Source organism: Roseibium sp. MB-4, from assembly GCF_053005265.1.
Genome location: NZ_JBRKQB010000001.1, coordinates 619,335 through 643,084 on the forward strand (window position 1 = coordinate 619,335; position 23,750 = coordinate 643,084).

At 56.4% G+C, this 23,750-nt stretch carries 16 protein-coding genes and 1 tRNA gene; 13 read left to right on the plus strand and 4 right to left on the minus strand.

Going from position 1 to position 23,750, the window contains the following annotated elements; translation table 11 throughout:
- The first annotated feature begins 6 nt into the window (after positions 1-6).
- The 3 genes from ACVDG4_RS03050 to ACVDG4_RS03060 all read left to right on the plus strand — a co-directional run bounded on the left by ACVDG4_RS03050 (position 7) and on the right by ACVDG4_RS03060 (position 6,438).
- On the plus strand, positions 7-831 hold the full coding sequence (locus tag ACVDG4_RS03050) for a VOC family protein (protein WP_447233976.1): 825 nt from the start codon (positions 7-9) through the stop codon (positions 829-831).
- Positions 832-2,106: 1,275 nt separating this feature from the next.
- Complete coding sequence (locus ACVDG4_RS03055) at positions 2,107-3,270, plus strand: efflux RND transporter periplasmic adaptor subunit (RefSeq protein WP_409687736.1); 1,164 nt, start codon at positions 2,107-2,109, stop codon at positions 3,268-3,270.
- A complete protein-coding gene (locus ACVDG4_RS03060; protein WP_133947287.1) occupies positions 3,271-6,438 on the plus strand; it encodes an efflux RND transporter permease subunit in 3,168 nt (1,055 codons plus the stop codon).
- 350 nt (positions 6,439-6,788) lie between these two features.
- Here the strand turns inward: ACVDG4_RS03060 and ACVDG4_RS03065 are convergent.
- Positions 6,789-6,864 (minus strand) — tRNA-Lys (locus tag ACVDG4_RS03065).
- Between the two features lie 396 nt (positions 6,865-7,260).
- Between ACVDG4_RS03065 and ACVDG4_RS03070 the strand changes: the two genes are divergently transcribed.
- The 3 genes from ACVDG4_RS03070 (at position 7,261) to ACVDG4_RS03080 (ending at position 9,676) form a co-directional block, all read left to right on the plus strand.
- On the plus strand, positions 7,261-7,527 hold the full coding sequence (locus ACVDG4_RS03070; RefSeq protein WP_133947289.1) for a hypothetical protein: 267 nt from the start codon (positions 7,261-7,263) through the stop codon (positions 7,525-7,527).
- A 225-nt stretch (positions 7,528-7,752) separates the two neighbouring features.
- On the plus strand, positions 7,753-8,793 hold the full coding sequence (locus ACVDG4_RS03075; protein ID WP_447233977.1) for a TAXI family TRAP transporter solute-binding subunit: 1,041 nt from the start codon (positions 7,753-7,755) through the stop codon (positions 8,791-8,793).
- Between the two features lie 142 nt (positions 8,794-8,935).
- Positions 8,936-9,676 (plus strand): cytochrome c biogenesis CcdA family protein, encoded by a 741-nt coding sequence (locus ACVDG4_RS03080; protein WP_209175497.1) that lies wholly within the window; start codon positions 8,936-8,938, stop codon positions 9,674-9,676.
- A 30-nt stretch (positions 9,677-9,706) separates the two neighbouring features.
- On the opposite strand, the gene ACVDG4_RS03085 is transcribed toward ACVDG4_RS03080, so the two are convergent.
- Positions 9,707-10,873, minus strand: a complete 1,167-nt coding sequence (locus ACVDG4_RS03085; protein ID WP_447233978.1) for a hypothetical protein — start codon at positions 10,871-10,873, stop codon at positions 9,707-9,709.
- A 211-nt stretch (positions 10,874-11,084) separates the two neighbouring features.
- Between ACVDG4_RS03085 and glmU the strand changes: the two genes are divergently transcribed.
- The 3 genes from glmU to ACVDG4_RS03100 all read left to right on the plus strand — a co-directional run bounded on the left by glmU (position 11,085) and on the right by ACVDG4_RS03100 (position 14,829).
- Positions 11,085-12,440: a bifunctional UDP-N-acetylglucosamine diphosphorylase/glucosamine-1-phosphate N-acetyltransferase GlmU gene (gene glmU / locus ACVDG4_RS03090; RefSeq protein ID WP_447233979.1), complete on the plus strand. Its 1,356-nt coding sequence runs from the start codon at positions 11,085-11,087 to the stop codon at positions 12,438-12,440.
- A gap of 122 nt (positions 12,441-12,562) precedes the next feature.
- The gene (gene glmS, locus ACVDG4_RS03095) at positions 12,563-14,389 is read left to right on the plus strand and encodes a glutamine--fructose-6-phosphate transaminase (isomerizing) (protein WP_447233980.1); all 1,827 of its coding nucleotides are present in this window, start codon (positions 12,563-12,565) and stop codon (positions 14,387-14,389) included.
- 2 nt (positions 14,390-14,391) lie between these two features.
- Positions 14,392-14,829 (plus strand): GNAT family acetyltransferase, encoded by a 438-nt coding sequence (locus ACVDG4_RS03100; RefSeq protein WP_447233981.1) that lies wholly within the window; start codon positions 14,392-14,394, stop codon positions 14,827-14,829.
- A 26-nt stretch (positions 14,830-14,855) separates the two neighbouring features.
- Here the strand turns inward: ACVDG4_RS03100 and ACVDG4_RS03105 are convergent, their stop codons facing one another.
- Complete coding sequence (locus tag ACVDG4_RS03105; RefSeq protein ID WP_409687717.1) at positions 14,856-15,248, minus strand: YbaN family protein; 393 nt, start codon at positions 15,246-15,248, stop codon at positions 14,856-14,858.
- A 142-nt stretch (positions 15,249-15,390) separates the two neighbouring features.
- Here ACVDG4_RS03105 and ACVDG4_RS03110 point away from each other — a divergent pair, with 142 nt between their 5' ends.
- Both ACVDG4_RS03110 and ACVDG4_RS03115 read left to right on the plus strand, forming a co-directional pair.
- On the plus strand, positions 15,391-16,128 hold the full coding sequence (locus ACVDG4_RS03110) for a DUF502 domain-containing protein (RefSeq protein ID WP_208326669.1): 738 nt from the start codon (positions 15,391-15,393) through the stop codon (positions 16,126-16,128).
- A 120-nt stretch (positions 16,129-16,248) separates the two neighbouring features.
- On the plus strand, positions 16,249-17,562 hold the full coding sequence (locus ACVDG4_RS03115; RefSeq protein ID WP_447233982.1) for an MmgE/PrpD family protein: 1,314 nt from the start codon (positions 16,249-16,251) through the stop codon (positions 17,560-17,562).
- On the opposite strand, the gene recG is transcribed toward ACVDG4_RS03115, so the two are convergent.
- Entirely contained in the window at positions 17,559-19,661 is a 2,103-nt protein-coding gene (recG, locus tag ACVDG4_RS03120; RefSeq protein WP_447235076.1) for an ATP-dependent DNA helicase RecG, read from the minus strand. The two genes, ACVDG4_RS03115 and recG, sit on opposite strands and share 4 nt — an antisense overlap.
- Positions 19,662-19,876: 215 nt before the next feature.
- On the opposite strand from recG, the gene ACVDG4_RS03125 reads away from it, so the two are divergent.
- Both ACVDG4_RS03125 and mfd read left to right on the plus strand, forming a co-directional pair.
- A complete protein-coding gene (locus ACVDG4_RS03125) occupies positions 19,877-20,194 on the plus strand; it encodes an FAD assembly factor SdhE (protein WP_133947307.1) in 318 nt (105 codons plus the stop codon).
- A 19-nt stretch (positions 20,195-20,213) separates the two neighbouring features.
- A complete protein-coding gene (mfd, locus tag ACVDG4_RS03130) occupies positions 20,214-23,699 on the plus strand; it encodes a transcription-repair coupling factor (protein WP_447233983.1) in 3,486 nt (1,161 codons plus the stop codon).
- Positions 23,700-23,750: the final 51 nt, after the last annotated feature.

A 23,750-nucleotide genomic window follows, 5' to 3' on the forward strand; every position in this document is an offset into this window, starting at 1 on the left:
GAAGTAATGGTGCGCGGCCTGGATCATGTCGTAATGCCTGTTCATGACCTTGCGGCCGCCGCTGCGGCTTTCGAGCGGCTCGGGTTTACGACATCACCGGAAAACCGCCATTCCTGGGGAACTGCCAACCGGCTGATTCAGCTGGACGGCTTTTTCCTGGAAATTCTTTCCATCGCCGACGACAGCCTGATCACGGAAACTCAGGGCTCAACGTTCTCATTCGGCGGCTTTAACCGGGAATTCTTGAATAAGCGGGAAGGGGCCAGCATGCTGGTCCTCGACAGCGCGGATCCCAAAACAGATCGGTCCGACTTCGAACGGGCCGGTTTGCAGCTGTATGACCCGTTCTCGTTTGAACGGGTTGCCAACCGCCCGGATGGAACGACGGCGCAAGTGGGGTTCGATCTGACAATTGTTGGAGATCCTGAGAGCCCTGAGATCGGTTACTTCACCTGCCACAACCGTTTTCCGGAAAACTTTTGGCAGCCAGCGTTGCAAAACCATGCCAATGGCGCTCAGACCGTCAAAGCGGTTTACATGTTGGCAAAAGATCCGTCTGATCATCACGAGTTCTTGGGTGGGTTCACTGGCCAGCGGGAGATGCGGGCAACCAGCCTTGGCCTTGAACTTGAAACAGCACGTGGTCAGGTCGTGGTTTTTAATCCGCGCGCCTACAGGTCCTTGATCGGGGACAAGGCCGCCGATGCTGTGTCAGGCGACCTTCCGCAAATCGCAGCGCTCGAAGTCTGCTGCAAAGGTTTGAAAACGCGCCAAGTTGTGCCTGCAAATGATTTGTTTGGCCTGACGCTTATCTTAAGCCCGACTGACTGATTTTCACTTCTTAGACCGCCTCTGCCACGCAGGGATGACACTCACCAGCACCAGTCACGTCTTCGCGACAGCCCTTGTTGAAACTCTAAGTCGCAATATATCCGGTTAAGAACGCGATTGTTTTTCGTCTCGTGATTTGGATTTCGGAGCGTGTGTTTGTCATGATCAAGATGCGGTTTGAGGCTTTGGCGCCAAAGATTGCCATTGCCGCACTTTCGGCGATTGTGTTGGCTGGCTGCTCGCCGACTGCCAATACTGGCGGGAGCCCCAGTGGCTTTTCTAATGGAACGTATATTGAGCCGCCGCCACGACAAGTCGGACGCGGACAATCCGGTGGTGGGCGATAACACGCACTTTTCGGTCCATTTTCCGTGCCGAAACTTGTAACGGTTACCTGATAGCGATTTACTCTGTGGCAGCTTTATTCAGGAGTGACTGTTTCATCTGTCAGATGAATTGAACGGATAGTATCTGATGAGACCTGAAAAACTTAAATATGCATCCCGATTTCTCGTTCCGATGCTTTTAACCGGTGCTGTCTTGGTGGGATGTTCTCCAACCACAAACAGTGGTCAAAGCTCGACCGGAGAAGTCGGGACTTTCACGAATGGAAAATACAATGCCCCGCCGCCTCGATTTGTTGGTAGCGGGATGGGCGGCGGGCGCTGATCTATGCGGGTTGGTCCGCTGTACCCTTGAATACACGCTTAATTGACTTCAAATTATAGCTACCGGCTCAATCTCAAGTTGAGTGATGTGATTTGTGCATCTTGACGGTTGATTTGGATGGACGTTGTCTCATGAATGCTAATCAGTCCAAAAGGTCACTCCGTGTTCTTGCCTCGACGCTTCTGATCGGCGCCGTATTGGTTGGATGTTCCCCGACAACGGGCGGCGGAACTGGCGCAACGCCCGGCGAGCCTGGCACATATGTCCACGGCAAATATATTGAGCCGCCGCCTCGGCGAGTCGGGCGCGGTGGTGGCCGCTGAGCCGAACATCATGCGAGATGTATTGCCAGTATAGGCGCTTTTGCATGCGTTGGCGTAAGTTGAGAAATTCCTTTGCCGGTTCATTCGATCGGCCTCTTCATTACAACAATTCTGCAGATGCTCAGGTCTTCGCTCGGGTGGTTCGTTGAAAATACCCCAGCGGCTTCCGGACCTTGCGCGCTGTGAAAGTTGAATAATCGCTTGTTGAAACGGGAACTCCTTTTATAGTGATGGGCAAATCACTGGTCTGGCCGGATCGGCCATCACGTGGGAGCCTACCCTTATGTTTTTTGAGCGTTTTAGCCTCAAAACCCGTTTCGCCGCTGCACCGTTATTAGCTGCAGCTGTCCTCGCAGGATGTTCTGATAACAGCGCAAATCAGCAGGCTGAAGCACCACCGCCTCCGGCAGTGACGGTTGCGAAGATCGAAAAAACCGACATTCGACAAAGCGCGCGCTTCGTGGGTCAGGTCGCTGCTGTCGATCAGGTTGACCTGGTTGCCCGTGTCAGTGGGTTCCTGGAAAACAAGGCTGTGCCGGATGGGTCGGTCGTCAAAAAGGGCGATCAGCTTTTCACGATTGAAAAGGCCCAGTACGAGGCATCTTTGTTGAAGGCCAAGGCAGATGTCGCCAGCGCCAAGGCGGATGCAGCGCTGAAGGCCGCTGACGAAAAGCGCGACAAGGATCTTTTTGAAAAAGGCCATGTTTCGGAGGCTGCTTACGAAGCGACACTGGCTCAGAAAGAGCAAGCCGAAGCCTTGGTTGAGGCCGCTGAATCCGCTCAGAAACAAGCCGAGCTGAACCTCAGCTATACGGATGTATCTGCGCCATTCCCCGGCCAGATGGGCAAGACGACTTACAGCGTGGGAGAGGTTGTCGGACCCAACACACAGCCGCTTGCAAAACTCATTCGGCTTGCACCCGTCTACGTGAATTTCTCCGTGAGCGAGTCTGAGTACCTCAATGCTGTAAAGAACCACGGCATCAACCCATCTGACATTGATGCGAGCAAGTCTCCTGATATCAAGCTGATCCTGCCGAACGGCCAGCAATATGAGGAAGTTGGCAAAATCGTTTATATCGACAACGCAGTCGACCCAACCACCGGGACGATCGCTTTCCGCGGCCAGTTTGCCAACGAAGACATCCGCCTGCTGGCTGGGACCTATGTCACCGTCATTCTTGAGGCTCCGGAAACAGAAACAGCCCTGGTTGTGCCGCAATCTGCGATCCAGCGCGATCAGCAGGGCGATTTTGCGCTTCAGGTCGCCGACGACAAGACCGTGAAGCAGGTCTATCTGGATCTGGGTCAGCAGGTCGACACGAACTTCGTTGTTAAAAAGGGCCTCGATGAGGGCGCCGAAGTGATTGTCGAAGGGCTGCAGAAAGTCCGCCCGGGCGTTGAGGTCGATCCGGTTCTTGCCTCACAGCCGGCGGAGAGCAGCTAAATGTTTTCACGCTTTTTTATTTACCGGCCGAAGTTCGCGCTGGTCATTTCCATTGTGATTACGCTCGCCGGTTTGTTGGGATATGTGTCCCTGCCGGTTGAGCAGTTTCCAAATATTACCCCTCCGGTGGTGAATGTTGCTGCCACCTATACCGGCGCGAACGCCGAGGTTTTGGAAGAAACGGTTGCCGCGCCGATTGAGGCGCAGGTGAACGGCGTTGACGACATGATCTACATGCAGTCAACCAGCAACGACAGCGGCAATTATTCACTTAATGTCACCTTTGCCGTTGGAACGGACCCGGATATCGCAACGGTCAACGTGCAGAATAGGGTCAGCCAGGCGACCAGCCAGTTGCCGTCGGAAGTGACGCAAAACGGTGTGACCGTGCAAAAAGCCAGCACGAACATGCTGCTGGTTGTCACGCTTTATTCGCCGAATGGCACCTATGACGAGCTGTTCCTGTCGAACTACGCTTCGATTTACATGAAGGATTCGCTTGCGCGCGTGCAGGGTGTCGGCCGCGCGGATGTGATGACGGATTTTGCCTATGCTATGCGCATCTGGTTGGATCCTGACCGCCTTGCCAGCCTTGGCATGACACCGACAGATTTCATCAACGCGGTACGTGATCAGAACATTCAGGTGGCAGCGGGTCAGATCGGGGCACCACCTGTCCCGGCCGGACAGCAATTCCAATACACGATCAAGGCGGAAGGCCGTTTGGCGGAAGCCGAGCAATTCGAACAAATCGTGCTGCGGACCGGTTCCGATGGCGCGGTCGTGACGATCGGGGATGTGGCCCGCGTGGAGCGCGGCGCACAGTTCTACAATGCAAGCGGTCAGTTCAATGGTCAGCCATCGACGGTTCTGGCGATTTACCAGGCACCGGGCGCAAATGCGCTCGCCGTTGCAGATGCTGTGAAAGCACGTCTTGAGTCGCTCTCGGAAAACTTCCCGGAGGATGTTGAATATGGCGTGCCGTTCGACACCACGGATTTCGTGCAGCAGTCTTTGAACGACGTGATTTCTACCCTGTTCCTGACCTTCCTGCTGGTTGTGTCGGTTGTGTTTATCTTCTTGGGGAATTGGCGGGCGACGATCATCCCGACCGTAGCCATCCCGGTTTCTCTCATCGGAACATTTGGTGTTCTTCTGGCGCTTGGAATGTCGCTGAACACAATCTCATTGTTCGCGCTCGTACTGGCGATCGGGATCGTGGTGGATGACGCGATTGTCGTCGTGGAGAACGTTGAACGCATCATTGCCGACGAGGGGCTTGGGCCGAAGGAAGCTACCGCCAAAGCGATGTTGCAGATCACCGGACCGGTTGTTGCAACCACGCTTGTTCTGCTTGCAGTGTTCGTGCCGACTATTTTTATGCCCGGGATTACCGGACAGCTCTATTCGCAGTTCGCGGTCACCATTTCCGTCTCTGTGATCATTTCCTCGATCAACGCTTTGACGCTGTCACCGGCGCTCTGTGGACTGATCCTGAAGGCCCGGTCCGGTCCGCCAAAGGGAATCATGGGCATCTTTGACCGCGGGATCATGTCAATCCGTGATGGCTACACAGCGATTGTGCGGCGCTTGGTGCGTGTTGCTGTCCTGTCGCTCGTGGTGGTCGCAGGTGCGGTGGCCATGATCATGACGCTCGGCAGTACCTTGCCGCAGGGCTTCTTGCCGCTGGAAGATCAGGGTTACCTGATGGTCGATGTTCAGCTGCCGGATGGCGCAGCACTTGGACGGACAGAGGGTGTCACCCAGCAAGTCGTGGATTTGGCGACCAAGACGCCTGGCGTTGAGAACATCGTCCTCGTGAACGGATACTCAATCCTCAACGGGGCCACCTCCTCGAATTCCGCTCTTGTTATTGCGACGATGACCGGGTGGGATGAGCGCCAGGAACCAGGTCTCGATATTAATTCGATTTTGGGCAAGTTCTGGGCGGAATTCTCAACAATTCCCGGCGCAAACATCATCGCATTTAACCCGCCGCCGATTCCGGGACTTGGAACCACCGGCGGTGTTCAGGCGATGCTGCAACAGACCGCGGGCGGTAGTCCGCAGGATCTGGCATCCGCCGTCGGCTCGATGGTCTATTCGGCCAACCAGAACCCGGCGATTGCACGGGCTTACTCAACCTTCCGTGCAAACGTTCCGCAGGTCTTTGTCGATCTTGATCGTGAGAAGGCCAAAACGCTTCAGGTGAACGTGTCGGATGTGTTTACAACGCTTCAGGCCTATCTTGGCTCGTTCTATATCAACGACTTCAACATTTTCGGCCGCGTCTACAAGGTCATGATCCAGGCGGAGGGACAGTTCCGCGACCGTGTGGATGACATTGGCAATCTCTATGTCCGCTCAGCCGACGGAACCATGGTGCCTTTGCGCAGTTTGGTGACAACGGAAAATGTGCTCGGGCCGCAGATCCTGACCCGCTACAATATGTTCCGCTCCGCGGCCCTTATGGCCGATCCAGCGCCCGGCGCTTCGACGGGTGTCGTGATAAATGCCGTTGAGCAAGCGGCGGTGGAAGCGATGCCTCCCGGGTATGCTTATGAATGGACGGGCACGGCGCTGCAGCAGCAAGGCTCTGGCTCGATCGTAATGTTCATTCTCCTGCTCTCGGTCATTTTCACCTATCTCTTCCTGGTGGCTCAGTATGAGAGTTGGACGATGCCCGTGGCGATCCTGATGTCGGTAACCTTCGCGCTTCTTGGTGCGTTGGTGGCCGTGGCCGTGACCGGTGGGGATGTGAACCTCTATACCCAGATCGGTATGATCATGTTGATCGGTCTTGGGGCGAAGAATGCGATCCTGATCGTCGAGTTCGCGATCGAACAACGCGAGAGCGGAATGTCGATCAAGGACGCGGCCATTGAGGCGGCGCATTTGCGGTTCCGCGCCGTTATGATGACGGCTTTGTCGTTCCTTCTCGGGGTCGTTCCATTGATGACTGCATCGAGCGCAGGTGCCGCCAGTCAGAAAGCCATTGGCTTTGCCGTCTTTGGCGGGATGTTCTTCGCGACTACAATCGGTGTGATGCTCATTCCGGTTCTTTATGCCAGCCTTCAGAGCATGCGAGAAACCGTCAAAGGGTGGTTTGGGTCCAAGCCGCCGCAGGCGCCGTCTGAGGGCGGTGAGACAGGCGCTCAGCCTGCATAAACTGCGCATCACACGGTTATAATAACAAAAGGCTCCGGAGCGTTTCGGAGCCTTTTTATTTCAGACATTGGTGCGCGCCGCTTGCATCTTATCGACATCGGTCGGGATCAAATACTGATACCTGTGTGTTGTCTTTGGGAAAGCCAGAACCATCTCTTTGGTGGAACCGGCTGATAGCGATTCTGGAGCGCAACGCGGTCTGTATCAGAATGCAGCGAAGGGAAACTTTGTTGCGGGACCCGGAGAAGACTGACGTCCGTACTTGACCCGCCTCAATGCATCAGCGCAAGAGGTTGCGAAGCCTCGGTTTGCACTTCTAGCGGGATCTGATATTTGTCTTTGAAGAAATTTGGTGAGCCGACAGGGGTTCGAACCCTGGACCTACTGATTAAAAGTCAGTTGCTCTACCAGCTGAGCTATCGGCTCTCACCAAAACCGACGTTTTATGGTGCCGCGTTTGCGCCGCATCTCGTCGGTGGCGCTGTGTTTATGCCGACACCGGACACAATGCAAGAGGCAATTTTGATTTTTTCTACAGGACTGTAAAAAATGCGGGGAGGGGTGTGGGTAGAATGATCATTCCACGTCAAAACTGATTAGGGAAAGGTATCAGATAGGCTTGTTAAGTATATCGGTATTGATGGTGAACATACGCTGTTCTGTGTTCCGATGATTACATAATCACGACTTCATTTGATTCATATTTATGAAAATATTTTCTTTTCTACTGCGAAAACTGTCATCTAGCGGCGTGTTCTTTAGTGCTGTAGCTTGATGTCAACATTGAGAGGCTACATGTACACAAATAATAATGAGACGCAGATGAGCTCGATCGAGTTTGATTTCGTTAAAGGCCATATTGCGGCGACTATGACGTTGATTCATGCATTGATTGATCAAGGAGCGCTCGATCGGGAGCGTCTGGACAGTTTTTTTGCCGCTTTTGTAAAAGATCTACCAAATGACCGGGAAACGCTCAGCTTACGTTTGATTATTGATCAGTGGCGTGAGGGGCTTCGAAATGGCGAGTCAGAAGATTCTCTGAAGGGCCAGATATTTGCGGTGATCGACGGCGGGCGCATCAACTGAGGCGGCCCACGCCGGGGCCCTGTTTTAGCTGGCTCAATTCCTCCCCAAGCAAACCGATATAACATCGTGTTTTGTTGTTCCAATTGCAGTTGGGACGCGGCTCAAACGAGAAAGATCGCCGGGAAATACAATCCCGGTGTCGAACGGCTGTTGCCTTATCTGGCCGCGGCTTCATCTCTTTGGTATGGGTGCAGACACAGCATCAGCATTTGGAAGAGGTGAAGTGTGCTACGGTATCAGACACTGGCGCGTGCGTGTGCATTAGGCAAGAAGGTCATGGCCGTGATCGCGCAAATCCCGAGCAACCGCTATCTCATCGCCGGTGTAAGTTTTTGCTGTATTGCTTTGACCGCACCGGCCGCTGCTAAGGACCAAGTGTTTCTTACATTGGCCACAGGCGGAGTGACCGGTGTCTACCATCCGGCGGGCACAGCGATCTGCCGGGCCGTCAATGAAAGCCGGTCTGAACACGGCGTGCGGTGTGCTGCTGAAGCCGGCCGCGGATCGGTTGGGAGCCTCAAACAACTTCGGGATCGCGACGTTGATTTCGCGATCGTTCAGGCCGACTGGCAACACCATGCTTATTTGGGAACGTCCGTATTTGCTGAATTTGGGCCCATGGCGGATCTGAGGGTTGTTGCCGGACTGCATACCGAAATGGCAGCCATCGTCGTGCGAGCAGATTCGGGTTTCATGGACATCTCTGACCTGAAAGGACTGCGCATCAACATCGGTCCGGCGGGCTCTGGTTCTGCCGCGACCTGGGGTCAGTTATCGCAACACCTTCCCTGGTCGGAGGAAGATCGCGCAGCGATTACCCAAGAAGATCTCTCCGGGCTGGGTGAAGCGCTGTGCTCAGGCGAAATCGACGCGTATTTTGTTGTGATTGGTCATCCGGCGGGCGTCATTGAAGAAACACAAGAGGTGTGCCCAGTCCAGTTTATTGAGATCGGTGCCGGCATCTCAGAGAAGATGGTGGCTGATGCTCCCTATTATCGCGCCGCCGAGATCTCTTCAGGGGCTTATGGAGAGCACAATGCGATTGAAACCATCGGGACGCGCGCATTGCTCGTCACTGTCGAGCAAATGCCTGCTCATGCTGTTTCAACCGTCCTAAGATCTCTGTTGTCGGACATTGAGCGATTCAGAACGGTCCATCCAGCTGTCACAGATCTGGATGGAGCCCAACTTGTTGAAGCGAAAACGGAAGCGCCGCTACATCTTGGCGCAGTGCAATTTTATCAAGATCAAGGCTATTTGCCCTGAAACGGCCTCAACCAAAGAGCAAGCGGTGATAATAACCGCTCGCCAAATGGTGACCAGGTCGTGTTTGTGTCGGCAGCTTGAGCCGGATAAAAGACACCCATTGGAATAAGACCGCTTCGGCCCACAAGGAATATTTTCTGGAATGATCCAAGACGTCACCATCATCGGCGCCCTCCTTGCCGGGGTCCTATCTTTCGTGTCTCCATGCGTTCTGCCGCTTGTGCCGCCCTATCTCGGATATCTCGCCGGGGTCTCACTGGATCAGTTGACGGGTGAAGACGACACTGACGACGCTGCCTCGCGGCGTGTTTTCTTCAGCGCCCTGGTTTTTGTGCTCGGCTTCTCGACGGTCTTCGTTCTCCTCGGCGCCACCGCAAGTTTCCTGGGTCAATTCATACGTATGTATCTGGATTATCTTGGATATATCGCCGGGGCAGCCATCATCGTGATGGGTTTGCACTTCCTTGGCGTGTTCAAGATCGGTTTTCTTTACAAAGAGGCCCGCGTGCATGTGGACCAGAAGCCCGCAGGCCCGATGGGCGCTTATGTCATTGGACTTGCGTTCGGATTTGGTTGGACACCCTGTGTTGGGCCTATCCTGGCTGCAATCCTGTTTGTCGCTGGGGCCAAAGATACGGTACTGCAGGGAACGGTTCTTCTGACCGCCTATGCCATGGGCCTCGGGATTCCGTTTCTGATCGCGGCGTTGTTTGCCAAGCCCTTCCTGCGGTTCATGAAGCGCTTCCGCAAGCACATGGGCACCGTTGAAAAGGCCATGGGTGGCGTTCTCGTCCTGACAGGGATTATGTTCCTGACCGGGCAGATGGCCGTTTTCTCGTACTGGCTTTTGGAAACATTCCCAGCGTTCCAATACATCGGCTAACTGCCGAGGCGTGGTCGGGCGGTGGCAGCTTTAGAAGGTCTGTTGCGGGAAGTCGGCCGCAGAGACCATCGGGGCTCCGTTATAGAGCGTAGGCTGGCAGACGTTGGTCACGTCAAGAAGGTAATAACAAGCAGCTGCTGCATCTGCAGCGTTTCCAAACGGCCCAATCAGGAGTGAGACGCCGCCTTCAGCAGCGCGTTCCTTTATGAGCGGGCGGAGATCCTGCATGCGTTCTTCATTTTGTTCCCGGAAGTTCGACCAGGCATTTGCGGCTTCGGCAAGCGAAGCATAATGGCCGACAATGGCACCGAAATCACTCCGCTTGAGCGTGCTTGATCCGCCGCCGCGCAGAGTTCCGACGCCGTCGGATGGTACAATGATCTTGGGCCGCAAACTTGTTCCTACAGGTGTGCTGTCGAAGTTCTCTTGAGGCAGCAGGGTGTCTGCCTGTGGAATGGATCCCGTCGTTATCGGTGCTGTCTCTGCCGAAGGGAGTTGAACGATTTTCACCGGAGCTTGGGAGGCAATCGGCGGTTCATATGCCGGTGTTGCTTGCCCGGAATGGATGGTTATCCGCCGGGAGGGCGGGCGCCGTTCACCTTGCTGATTTGCAGATGCCGGGGCTTCAAGCGCAGCGGTTTGGATATTCTCCGTCGCATGCGGTTTTGGCAGAGGAGCCATCGGACGTTTGATCTCGGTCGCATCCGCAAGATCAGGAACAGCAGGGTCCTTCATGAATGAAGCGGTTGTGGAAGAGGTCTGGTTTTCTTGAGCCGGGATCACGGCAACTGGTCGCGAAAGTTCCGATTCAAGTGCAGCAATGCGGCGGGAATAGCCGTCATTCTGCTCACTCATCGTGCTCAGTCGGCGGCGCAAGCGGGCTATCTGATCCTGCAATACCGAAATCTGGCTCTGATCCAACGTCGGTGGTTCTGGAGATGCTGATTGCGCAGGCATATGAAGCACTTCAACAGCGTTCGGGCTCGTGTAGGACCGGATGGATGCCGTGGATCCGACGTCTCCTGCTGGCGGCAGTGGCAAACCAGCGACCCGTGTTCCTGCCGGCGCAATACCGGAGGTGGATGATCCGAATTTGTAGGACGCCATGCCAATGGAACCCATCACAATCGCGGCGAAAGCCCAAGACAGCACACCGACACGCGATGGCGTGAAGGTGTCGCGGATGTTTTCCCGCATCGGTTTTTTGGCCCTGGCCGCCTGCAACTGTCCTGTTCCCCGATTCTCGCTTCGAATCCTTCGAAAGGTAGTTCATTTGGCGCTGAATATGGTTAATGAAACGGTAATATGCACTGTAGGCCGTTCAGATCTTTCAATGTTCTGTGGATCGGGGCATATAGGGGCCAAAGTGACTGGGCGCGCCGCCCAAGTTGAGTGAATTGAGGCGTTTATGACATTGCGAAGCTGCCATTCCGTGGTGCTGGCTGCCGGGCTTGGGACCCGCATGAAATCAGACTTGCCAAAGGTCATGCATCCGGTGGGCGGCTTGCCGATTGTCGGCCACGTTCTGAAGGTCCTCAGCCAAACCGGCTCGAGCCGACTGTCTGTTGTGACAGGTCCCGACATGCCAGAACTTGAAAAACTCGTTGGCAACCTGGCACCTGAAGCGCGGTGTTTTGTGCAGGCGGATCGCCTTGGCACTGCCCATGCGGCACTTGCAGCTTCTGCCGCTTTAGAGGATGCCGCCGACGATGTTTTGGTGCTTCTTGGAGATGCTCCGCTCGTCACGTCGGAAACAATTAGCAACGTCCGCCAATCGCTGTCTGAAGGTGCAGACCTGGTTGTGGTCGGATTTGAGGCTGAGAATCCGTTTGGGTACGGCCGGATGCTCATGGAAGACGGGCGGCTTTTGGCCATCCGGGAAGAGAAGGAAGCCAGCGAGGAAGAGCAGAAAATTACCTTCTGTAACTCCGGTATCATGGGCTTTGCTGGCTGTCATGCACTCGAATTGATGCGCGCGATTGGCAATGACAACGCGAAGGGTGAATTCTACCTGACCGATGCGGTTGAAGTCGCCAATGCCAAAGGTTTGAAGGTCGTCGCTGTTGCAGGGACGGAAGCGGAAACCCAAGGCATCAATACACGGTCCCAGCTTGCCGCCTGTGAGGCTGATTTTCAGGCACGAAAGCGCATGGAGGTCCTGGAGAACGGTGTCACGCTTCTTGCGCCAGAAACAGTCTTCCTTTCCCACGACACGATCATCGAACCCGATGTCATCGTTGAGCAAAACGTTGTCTTCGGACCCGGGGTGACAGTCCGGTCCGGTGCACAGATCCGGGCGTTCAGTCATTTGGAAGGTGCCGAGGTCGGGAACAGCGCAGTTGTTGGACCTTACGCGCGTTTACGACCCGGCACGATGCTTGGAAAAGATGTGCGGGTGGGCAATTTCGTTGAAGCCAAGAACGCAAAATTTGGAGACGGGGCCAAAGCCAATCATCTCAGCTATGTCGGTGATGCGAGCATCGGCGCGGCAACCAACATCGGGGCAGGGACGATTACCTGCAACTACGATGGTTTCCTGAAGCACCGGACCGAGATTGGGGCCGGCGCGTTTGTAGGTTCGAACTCCACCCTTGTCGCGCCAGTCACGCTTGGTGGTGGCGCATTTGTTGCGGCGGGTAGCGTCATTACAAAGGACGTTGGCGCTGACGCAATGGCCTTCGGACGGACCCGCCAGCAATCCAAGGACGGGATGGCCAAGGTTCTCCGCGACAAGCTGAAAAAGGCGAAAGATCAGAAGTCCTGACAGGGTGCCCGGCGGACCCGGCTTGTCACTTTCTGAAATAAGCTTTGATTTCAATTTGCCACGCCGCCTCGTCTAAACCGGGGCGGACGATTTGGTTTGGGTAATGTGAGGGACATAACTGCATGTGCGGGATTGTTGGCATTTTGGGCGGGGTTGCAGCGGCGCCGAGGCTTGTGGATTCGCTCAAGAGGCTGGAATACCGCGGTTATGATTCTGCCGGCGTTGCAACGCTCGTTGGCGGTGAACTTCAGCGCCGCCGAGCGGAAGGAAAGCTGCGTAACCTTGAAGCCGCGCTTGAAAAGACTCCGCTGGAAGGCTCCAGTGGCATTGGTCATACGCGTTGGGCGACGCATGGGGCACCGACGGTCGGCAACGCCCATCCGCATCAGGCAGGCAGCGTTGCGGTTGTCCATAACGGCATCATCGAAAATTATCTCGACTTGCGCGATGAAATTACCGCGGCCGGTGCGGTCCTTGACACGGAGACCGACACGGAAGTCGTTGCGCATCTTTTGAATTTCGAGATCGCAAAGGGCGCTTCGCCTAAGGACGCGGTTGCCGCGGTCCTTCCCCGTCTCAATGGTGCATTCGCACTCGCCATTCTGTTCGCTGGTGAAGACGATCTTCTGATTGGGGCGCGCAAGGGATCGCCGCTGGCTGTCGGTCATGGCGACGGTGAAATGTTCCTCGGGTCTGATGCAATTGCGCTGTCGCCGTTTACCGACCGGATCACTTATCTGGACGAAGGGGATTGGGCTGTTCTGACCCGGACATCCTCAGAGATTTTTGATGCCGCCAATCAGCCGGTGGCACGGCCGGAGGCGCGTTCGTCCGTCACCGCTGCGCTGATGGACAAGGGCAATTACAAGCACTTCATGGCGAAGGAAATCCATGAGCAGCCGGAAGTGCTCGGTCACACCTTGTCCCGGTATCTGGATTACGGCGCGCAGTCGGCCAAGGTGGCGGGCGCTGACAAGATGAAGTTCAAGGACCTGTCCCGTCTGGTTATTTCCGCCTGCGGCACAGCATATCTTGCCGGTCTTGTTTCCAAATACTGGTTTGAAAAATACGCAAGGCTTCCGGTCGACATCGATATTGCGAGCGAGTTCCGCTACCGAGAAACGCCGATGAGCGACAAGGACAGTGCGCTGTTCATTTCCCAATCCGGAGAGACCGCCGATACGCTCGCCTCGCTGCGGTATTGCAAGGAGCAGGGGGCTGCCATCGGCGCTGTCGTCAATGTGCCGGAAAGCACGATTGCCCGCGAAGCAGATGTGGTGTTTCAGACGATCGCGGGTCCTGAGATCGGCGTTGCCTCAACGAAGGCGTTCACTTGCCAGCTGGCTGTCCTGGCCGCACTTGCCCTGCAGGCCGGTCGGGAACGCGGTGTGTTGACTGTAGAAGACGAGAAAAAACTTGTGGCGGAACTCACAGAAGTTCCAAGCCTTGCGCTGAAGGCACTTGCCAGCGAACAGGCGATCGAAAAACTGTCGCAGCCTTTGTCCCAGGCGACGAACGCGCTGTATCTCGGCCGGTCGACCAGTTTCCCGCTCGCACTCGAAGGCGCGCTGAAGCTGAAGGAACTCTCCTACATTCATGCGGAAGGGTATGCAGCAGGTGAACTGAAGCACGGACCCATCGCGTTGATCGACGAGAACATTCCGGTTTTCGTTATCGCGCCCTATGATCGGATTTTTGAGAAGACCGTCTCGAATATGCAGGAAGTCGCCGCCCGTGGTGGGCGCATTATACTCATCACCGATGAAAAGGGCGCCGCAGAAAGTGGAAACGCCGCGCAGGACACAGTCATTCTACCGGAAATGTCGGATATCGTTGCACCGATTATCTACGCACTGCCGGTTCAGATGATTGCATATCATACGGCCGTTTTCATGGGCACTGATGTCGATCAGCCGCGCAACCTTGCCAAGTCGGTCACGGTCGAATGACCATGCCGAATGCGAATAAGTCAGACATCGTCCTGTTTAAAGAACAGCACCGCCAGGATGTCATCGCGCTTTGGAAAAAATGCGGTTTGGTGCGCGCTTGGAATGATCCGGACAAGGACATTGATCGGTGTCTCAGCGTGGACGCCAGCCGTTTGTTTGTGTTGATCAATGACCAGACAGTCATTGGCTCGGTGATGACCGGTTACGATGGCCATCGTGGCGCGGTTTATTATTTGAGTGTCGATCCCGCGCACCAAGGCGGCGGATACGGACGCAAACTCATGCAGCAGTGCGAAGACTATCTGACCGGCCTTGGCTGCCCTAAGATCAATTTGTTCGTACGCAAAGACAATGACGCCGTGCACAGGTTCTATGGGGACATGGACTATGCGCTTGAAACGTCGGCAGCCTTCGGAAAGCGTCTGATTCCGGACGACTGATGGCCGCCGATGGCTCGCGATGAGCGTTACATCGAGTCCGCGCCCTGGTCCTTGGGAGTGGGGCCAGACGGACGGGACACAACATAGATGGCGCATCCGATCATTCCCACCGCGACTATAGCTGCGAGCCAGAGTTGTGGTGCAGTGCCCCAATAAAACAGAGCATACCCGAAGCACATTCCGGCAATGGCATAGAGCTTGGCATTCAACGGGATAGCGCCGTGTTCGCGCCAGGAAATGACCGGCGGTCCAAACACGGGGTGATCGAGGATCTTTTTTTCCAGCCGGGGGGAGGATCTTGCAAAACAAGCGGCTGCAAGAATGAAGAAAATCGTACTGGGCAGAATCGGCAAGAACGCCCCAACGATGCCCACCGCGACGCAAGCCAGTCCGAGTATGATGAACGTGGTGCGGTGCAATCGTGCCTCCGATTCCGGCAGAAACTGCGGTCAAAGCCGAAAATTAATTCAAGCGCAGGATACCGCGCTGCGATAAAGATACTTATCTAGCTGGTGGCTGGATGCAAAATGGAAACTCACAAACGATGTTCAGGTTCCGCTCATGAGCAAGCACAAACATAATGCAGATGATGAGCATTTGGTAGCCCACCGCCCCAATGCCGCAACGCGAGTCCGGAACTATTTTCTCACAGGTCTCGTGATCACCGGGCCGATCGGCATCACGTTGTGGCTGACCTGGACGTTCATCAAGTGGGTCGACAGCTGGGTCAAACCCTTTGTCCCGCGGGTCTACAATCCGGAGACCTATCTGCCGTTCTCGATACCTGGTTTCGGTCTGATCGTTGCAGTGGTTGTCCTGACGATCGTGGGTTTCCTAGCGGCCAATTTCCTGGGCCGCAGTTTGATCTCCTTCGGCGAGCGTCTCGTCGATAGAATGCCACTTGTTCGTAATATTTACAGTGGCTTAAAACAAATATTTCAGACAGTACTTGATCAGCGTGGAACGAGTTTCAACAAGGCTGCCTTGATTGAATATCCACGGAAGGGCCTGTGGGCGATCGTGTTCATCTCCACAGACACCAAGGGTGAAGTCTCCTCACAGCTGAAAAATATGGCTGATACCGTGTCTGTTTTTCTGCCTACAACGCCGAACCCGACATCCGGCTTCTTGCTGTTTGTTCCCAAAGAAGACGTCATCGAACTGAACATGAGCGTTGAAGATGCGGCCAAGCTGGTCATTTCGGCCGGGCTTGTAAGCCCGGATTATCCCGAATATGTGGAAGATCTGGTGGTCGATCCGAAACAGGCAGAGCGCCTGAAAAAGGTCGAGAAAGTCTAGGAAACCAGCTTGTGCGGCTGGTCCGGAACAGACGCCGGCGAACACTCCAATAGCTTCCCAAGAGGTAGGCCATTCGGCTAGGGTGAAGACCCGCTTTATGTTCCTCCCGGACTGTTATCTATGCCCTTTGTTGATCACCTGATTGCCTTCTCAGCGCAGCCTGCTGCCGATTTGCCTGAATCGGCTCTCATGCTTGGCCAGTTCTCGTTGCTTGATTGGCTTGTCTGCGGCAGGGCCGGGGTGGAAGAACCGGTGGCTCAAAAACTTCGCGTGTTTGGTGCAAACGAAGGGGGCGTGCAAACTGCCTCAACATTTGGCGGTCCCAAGATGCCGCCAAGAATGGCCGCTCTCATCAATGGTGCTGTTAGCCACGCGCTGGATTATGACGACACCCATTTTTCCCATGTTGGCCACCTGTCGGTCGGCATCTATCCTGCGGCACTTGCCGCCTCCGAGGACGCTGGTGCCAACGTATCGGATTTGCTGGCAGCGTTTGTAATTGGTGCGGAGGCCGCGATCCGCATTGGCACGGTTCTTGGTGCATCGCATTACAATCTCGGTTTCCATCAAACAGCGACTGCCGGAGCGTTTGGCGCAACGATCGCTGCCGGGCGCCTTTATGGCCTGTCACCGGAGCAGATGCGGGCAGCCATTGGGCTCTGCGCGACCCGCGCTTCCGGCCTGAAGTCGCAATTCGGCACGATGGGCAAGCCCTACAATGCCGGGATCGTTGCCTCCAACGGTATTGAATGCGCCCAGCTTGCGCGCCTTGATATGACATCTTGCGACGACGGATTGATGGGACCGCAAGGATTTGTGGAAACGCATAATCCCGAAACCCTGCCAAGCGAGGCGGTCTGGGATCAGGGATCTGGAAACCGGCTTCTGCTTGAAGACAACAAGTACAAACTACACGCCTGCTGTCATGGCTTGCATGCCATGATCGAAGCGCTGTTGTTGGCAAAGGACGTTGGCGTAACCTTTGACGATGTTGCTGAATTTGTATTGAGAACCAATCCGCGGTGGCTGAAGGTTTGTGACATCAAACAGCCGCGCACAGGGCTTGAGGTCAAGTTCAGCTATGCTTGGCTCGCCGGCATGACCCTAAGGGGCGATATGACCGGCGCACCAGACACGTACACAGACGCATTGGCGCTGGATCCGGCCCTGGCAGCATTTGCAGAGAAAGTGACGGTGATTGGCGACGATAGCCTGACTGACTTGCAGGCTGAGGGCGTTCTGACGTTTAAAAACGGTGAGACCCGGCAAGCGTCCTTTGATCTTGCAGCGTCACTGCCAATGGAAACCCTGGAAGGCAAATTAAGGTCCAAGGCGCAGGCTTGCCTCGGTCAAGAAGGCGCTGACATCTGGTCAATCCTGAACCGTTTGGACCAGATGAATGCACGGGAGATAGGAAGACTTGTCTCCGGTTAACCCGCCCGCAGCAATTGGATCGCGGCATCGCGGCCGAAGAGATAGAGCAGGCAGCGCAGAGCCTCGCCGCGTTTTGATTTCAGGTCCGGATCCGTTTCAAGAATGAGCCGCGCATCGTCACGGGCGACTTCCATCAGGTCGGCATGTTCATCGGCCCTGGCAATCCGGAACCCCGGTGTCCCGGACTGACGGGTGCCGAGGATTTCCCCGCCGCCGCGCAGACGCAGATCTTCTTCCGCGATCAGAAAGCCATCGTTGGTCTCGCGCATGATGTTGAGCCGCGCACCGGCAGTTTCCCCGAGCGGCCCCTTGTAAAGCAGCACACAAGAGGACGGCTTGTCGCCGCGACCGACTCGGCCGCGCAGCTGGTGAAGCTGGGCGAGACCAAACCGTTCGGCATGTTCGATGACGATGATCGTGGCATCGGGAACATCGACGCCAACCTCGATCACGGTGGTTGCAACGAGAACCCGCGTGCGGCCGGACTTGAAATCGTCCATCGCCGCGTCTTTTTCGTCCGCGCTCATTCGCCCGTGCACCAGAGAGACCCGTTGGCCAAGCGCATGTTCCAAGACCCGGTGCCGGTCTTCCACGGCTGCCAGATCGATTTTTTCAGACTCTTCAACGAGTGGACAAACCCAATAGACCTTTTGGCCCTCCCGGGTCGCAGCGCCCACGCGGCCTATGATTTCATCAAGGCGGTCCAGCGATACGGATACAGTCTTGATCGGCTTTCGCCCGGCGGGCTTGCCAAGGAGTTTGGAGACATCCATGTCGCCGAAACAGGTCAGAACAAGCGTGCGGGGGATCGGTGTGGCTGTCATCACCAGCACATCGACGCCGCGCCCCTTGGAAGAAAGCGCCAGACGCTGGTGCACACCGAACCGGTGCTGCTCGTCGACCACCACCATCCCGAGGTCCTTGAACGTCACAGAGCCCTGGAAAAGCGCGTGCGTTCCGACAACCAGATCGATCTCGCCCGCATCCAGCTTTTCCTGAAGCAGGCGGCGTTCCTTTTGCGTGTCCTTGCCGGTCATGAGCGCCAGCCGGATGCCGGCCTTCTCGCAAATCGGGGCCATGGACGCAAAATGCTGACGGGCTAGGATTTCTGTCGGGGCCATGAGGCCGCCCTGGGCTCCGGTCTGTATCACTTGGGCCAAGGTTGCCAGCGCAACTACGGTTTTACCGGCTCCAACATCGCCCTGCAGAAGACGGAGCATGCGGGTGGGTTGGGCGAGATCCGCATTGATGTCCTTGATCGCGTCTTTCTGGCTGTCGGTCAGCTCAAAGGGCAGGGCGTTGATGACGGCCGCCTGCAATCTGCCGTCCGGTTTGCGTTCAATCCCCCCGAGCGTGCGCATGTTGGCCCGCACCAGCGCAAGTGCAAGCTGACTTGCGAGCAGTTCGTCATAGGCAACCCGCTGCATGTATGGGGATTGCGGCTCGACATCCTGCCGTTCTTTCGGGGCATGAAGGGTTTTCAGCGCTTCGGCAAAGTCAGGCCATCCGGTTTGGTGGAGATACGGCTCATTCAGCCACTCTGGCAAATGCGGGATTTTTTCGCACGCCGCCTTCATGGCCTTTTGCAATGTCTTGGAGGCAAGGCCCGCGGTTAGCGGATAGATCGGCTCGATCGGCGGCATCTGATCGGCTTCTTCCGGAGACACCGAATAGTCCGGATGCACCATCTGAGGCCGGTCATTGAACCATTCGACCTTGCCTGACACGATCCGCCGTTCGCCTTCCGGAAAGGTTTTTAGAAGCCAGTCCTGACGTGAATGGAAGAAGACGAAGGTGATCTGGCCTGTCTCGTCATAGGCGGATATGCGGTAGGGCGCCTTGGAGTGCCGCGGCGGAGCAGAATGCCGCCCGATGGTGACATCTAGCGTGACGATGTCGCCGTTTTCCGAATAGGCGATTCCCGGTTTATGACGCCGGTCGATCAGGCTGTGCGGGATGTGAAACAACAGATCGGCAACCGTCGCCTCCCGGTCCGGTTGACCGCCGACCAGTCCCGCGACCAGTTTGGCGATTTTCGGACCGATCCCGGGCAGCGTGGAGACGGGAGCAAACAGCGGATCAAGGACCGGGGGACGCATGGAAGGTGTTGTACCTTTGTCAGACGGCGGCGAAGCGGGCGGGATCTGTTCTGCCATGAAGATTGGCCTCAGTGCAACAATTGGAACATTCTGTGAACTTGGCCGCTGACATCCCGCAAGTTGGGCGCTATATAGTCCCCAGTTTTCATTCGATCCGGTAAGGTGATAGGCCATGCGTCTGTCTTTTCTTCTGGTTCCAGATCCGAAGGTTCTCCATGTCCGATCATCCGAGTGCGACCAATGACAATGAAACCGGCAGCCGGGATGCGCGGCGCAAGAAGATCCTGTTTCGTTGCTGGCACCGGGGCATGAAGGAAATGGATCTGCTGCTCGGCGGGTTTGCGAACGCCAAGATTGATGAACTCAATGAAGACGAACTGCGTGAGCTGGAGCATCTTCTGACCGCGCACGATCAGGATCTTTACGCCTGGATGACGGGCCGCAAGCCGTTGCCAGCAGAATGGGACGGCCCGCTCTACCGCCGGATCATTGCCTATCATGAAGCCGCTGGACCGGCCGGCTTTGTAAAATAAGAATAAAAGGACGGTTTTCGTGTTCGACAGCCTGTTGAAGGACCAGGCCAATGTGACATTGGCTGGCGTGCCCGATGGTGCGGAAAGCTATGCGCTTGCACGCTTGCTTTCAGAAACACCCGCCCAGGGGCTGGCGCTGGTGTTTGTCGCCCGGGACGCAACGCGCATGGCGATGATCAGCGAGGCGCTCGGGTACTTTGATCCAGCGGCCGAGATCATACAGCTGCCGGCCTGGGACTGTCTGCCCTATGACCGTGTGTCGCCCAATCCGGCGATCAGTGCACGCCGTCTTTTAGCGCTTGGTCAGCTTGCGCGTGGCATCGAGGCGGGGCGCAAGGTTCTTCTGGTCACCACCTTGAATGCTGCCGTTCAGCGGATCCCGGAAAGGGCGTTCATGGCCGAGCAGACCTTGTCGATGGCACCGGGCAATCAGGTCGACATGGCCGCGATTTCCAAATGGCTGGAGATGAATGGATTCTCCCGCACGCCAACCGTACGCGAAACCGGCGAATACGCGGTACGCGGCGGTATTGTCGATCTTTTTGCACCCGGTGAAGAAGAACCTGTCCGGCTTGATTTCTTCGGTGACACGCTGGAATCGATCCGCTCGTTCAACCCGGAAACCCAGCGAACCTCCAAACAACTGAAACGACTCGATCTCGTCCCGATGAGCGAGGTGGTTCTGTCTGAGGAAAGCATCTCCCGGTTCCGCCGCTCCTATCTGGCAAGTTTTGGCGCGGCGAGCCGCGACGATGTGCTCTACCAGTCTATCAGTGACGGGCGCCGTTATGCGGGCATGGAACACTGGTTGCCGTTGTTTCATGAAAAACTGGAAACCCTGTTTGACTTCATCGGCGACACTCCGGTCGTGTTGGATGCCAGCAGCGCGGATGCCGTGCGTGAGCGGCTTGACCAGGTTGCTGAACACTACAAGGCCCGTGAGGAAGCCCGCGAGATGGGATCGGGTGCCGGCACAGTGCCTTACATGCCTGTGCCACCAGAAAAGCTGTATTTCACCCAGAACGAATGGACGGCAGCGCTTGCGGACCGGGCGACGGCAACGCTTGATCCTTTCACGCCGCCGCCGGGCAGCGGAAAGACAGTGATCGAACTTGGCGGCCGCCAGGGGCGCAGTTTTGCAGCCGAACGGACGGCAGGAGACGTCAATATTTTCGACGCTCTGACGACCCATGTCCGGGAGCTTCAAAAAAGCGGTAAGCGCACCGTCATCGCTTGCTGGTCGGATGGGTCCCGGGACCGGCTCGGTCAAATCCTCGGCGATCATGGTCTCGGCGCAGTCCAGAATGTCGAGACGCTCGGCGAAACGGAAAAGCTTCCAGCCAAAACCTCTGCACTTTGTGTTCTTGGCATCGAGCACGGGTTCGAACTCTCTGACATCGCATTTATCGGAGAGCAGGACATTTTGGGTGACCGGCTTGTGCGCAAGTCCCGCCGCAAGTCCAAGGGCGCAAATGTCATCACCGAAGCGACCGGATTGTCGGAAGGTGATCTCGTGGTTCATGTGGAGCACGGCATTGGACGCTTCATCGGCCTGAAGACCGTCGAGGCCATCGGCGCGCCGCACGACTGCCTGGAATTGCAATATGCTGGCGGAGACAAGCTCTATCTGCCGGTTGAAAACATCGAGCTTCTGTCCCGCTATGGATCGGAAGACCAGGAAGCGCAGCTCGACAAACTCGGCGGTGGGGCCTGGCAGGCGCGCAAGGCCAAGCTCAAAAAACGGATCCTGGAGATTGCCGACGGTCTTATCAAGACGGCGGCGGAGCGGGCGCTCAAGACGGCGCCCGTGGTGGAAACACCGGAAGGCGTCTACGACGAGTTCGCCACGAAATTCCCTTACGAGGAAACCGACGATCAGCTGAACGCCATTGATTCCGTCTTTGAGGATCTGGCCTCCGGGCGGCCGATGGACCGGCTGGTGTGCGGTGATGTCGGGTTCGGCAAGACGGAAGTGGCGCTGCGTGCTGCGTTCCTGGCTGCCATGTCCGGCCGCCAGGTTGCCGTCGTGGTGCCAACCACACTGCTTGCCCGGCAGCATTTCAAGACGTTTTCGGAGCGCTTTCACGGGCTGCCGATCAATGTCGCCCATGCCTCGCGCCTTGTGCCCACCAAACAGCTGACCCAGACCAAGAAGGGCATCGCCGATGGATCCGTCGACATCGTTGTCGGCACCCATGCACTGCTTGGAAAATCCATCCAGTTCCGTGATCTTGGACTGCTGATAATCGATGAAGAGCAGCACTTCGGGGTGAAGCACAAGGAACGGCTGAAGGAGCTGAAGTCGGACATCCACGTTCTGACCCTGTCCGCCACGCCAATCCCGCGCACCCTGCAGCTGGCATTGACCGGCGTCCGCGAACTGTCGCTGATCGCGACACCGCCGGTCGACCGGTTGGCGGTGCGGACTTTCGTCTCTCCGTTCGACCCGCTGGTGGTCCGTGAAGCCTTGCTGCGCGAACACTATCGCGGCGGCCAGAGCTTTTATGTTTGTCCGCGCCTGTCCGACATTGCCGAACGCAAGAACTTCCTGGAAGAGGCCGTCCCGGAGCTGAAAGTTGCCGTTGCGCATGGGCAAATGCCACCGGGCGAGCTGGAAGACGTCATGAACGCCTTCTATGAGGGCAAGTACAACGTTTTACTGTCGACGACGATCGTGGAATCCGGTCTTGATATTCCGACCGCAAACACACTGATCGTGCACCGCGCCGACATGTTCGGGCTTGCCCAGCTTTATCAGCTGCGCGGTCGGGTTGGCCGGTCTAAAACGCGCGCCTATGCACTCTTTACCGTTCCGGCGAATAAGACATTGACGCCGACCGCCGAACGGCGCCTGAAAGTCCTGCAATCGCTGGAAACGCTCGGTGCCGGGTTCCAGCTGGCCAGCCACGATCTCGATATTCGCGGCGCGGGCAATCTCCTGGGCGATGAACAATCCGGGCACATCAAGGAGGTCGGCTTCGAGCTCTACCAGCAAATGCTGGAAGAAGCAGTTGCCAAGCTGAAAGACGGCGGCGCGGATTTCGGCGAGGAACAATGGTCGCCGCAAATCAACATCGGAACGCCCGTCCTGATCCCGGAAGACTACGTCGGCGATTTGCAGCTGCGCCTGCAGCTTTACCGGCGTCTTGGTGATGTGACCGAAGCGCAAGAGATCGACGCTTTTGGCGCCGAGCTGATCGACCGCTTTGGCCCGATGCCGGAAGAAGTCCAGCATCTCCTCAAGATCGTCTATATCAAGGGACTGTGCCGAAAAGCGAATGTCGAGAAGGTGGATGCCGGTCCGAAGGGTGTCGTTGTGTCCTTCCGCAACAGCGAATTCGCAAACCCGGCGGGTCTTGTGTCCTACATCGCGGAGCAGGGTGTTCTCGCCAAAATCCGGCCGGACCAGAAAGTGGTTCTGACCCGCGACTGGGAAAACACCGACAAGCGTTTGAAGGGCACAGCCACGATCCTGACCAAACTGGCGCGCCTGGCAGCGGCTTGAGAAAACGGATATTGCGGCACTATGTCCGCAGTGTTTTTCTGAAGAGCTGAT

Bases quoted from the DNA above. Each gene is read 5' to 3' on its own strand.
- ACVDG4_RS03085 (WP_447233978.1), bottom strand. From the start codon at position 10,873: ATGCGGGAAAACATCCGCGACACCTTCACGCCATCGCGTGTCGGTGTG.
- ACVDG4_RS03055 (WP_409687736.1), top strand. From the start codon at position 2,107: ATGTTTTTTGAGCGTTTTAGCCTCAAAACCCGTTTCGCCGCTGCACCG.
- ACVDG4_RS03125 (WP_133947307.1), top strand. From the start codon at position 19,877: ATGTCCGATCATCCGAGTGCGACCAATGACAATGAAACCGGCAGCCGG.
- ACVDG4_RS03110 (WP_208326669.1), top strand. From the start codon at position 15,391: ATGAGCAAGCACAAACATAATGCAGATGATGAGCATTTGGTAGCCCAC.
- ACVDG4_RS03100 (WP_447233981.1), top strand. From the start codon at position 14,392: ATGCCGAATGCGAATAAGTCAGACATCGTCCTGTTTAAAGAACAGCAC.
- ACVDG4_RS03070 (WP_133947289.1), top strand. From the start codon at position 7,261: ATGAGCTCGATCGAGTTTGATTTCGTTAAAGGCCATATTGCGGCGACT.
- glmU (WP_447233979.1), top strand. From the start codon at position 11,085: ATGACATTGCGAAGCTGCCATTCCGTGGTGCTGGCTGCCGGGCTTGGG.
- ACVDG4_RS03050 (WP_447233976.1), top strand. From the start codon at position 7: ATGGTGCGCGGCCTGGATCATGTCGTAATGCCTGTTCATGACCTTGCG.
- ACVDG4_RS03115 (WP_447233982.1), top strand. From the start codon at position 16,249: ATGCCCTTTGTTGATCACCTGATTGCCTTCTCAGCGCAGCCTGCTGCC.
- ACVDG4_RS03080 (WP_209175497.1), top strand. From the start codon at position 8,936: ATGATCCAAGACGTCACCATCATCGGCGCCCTCCTTGCCGGGGTCCTA.
- glmS (WP_447233980.1), top strand. From the start codon at position 12,563: ATGTGCGGGATTGTTGGCATTTTGGGCGGGGTTGCAGCGGCGCCGAGG.
- recG (WP_447235076.1), bottom strand. From the start codon at position 19,661: ATGCGTCCCCCGGTCCTTGATCCGCTGTTTGCTCCCGTCTCCACGCTG.
- ACVDG4_RS03060 (WP_133947287.1), top strand. From the start codon at position 3,271: ATGTTTTCACGCTTTTTTATTTACCGGCCGAAGTTCGCGCTGGTCATT.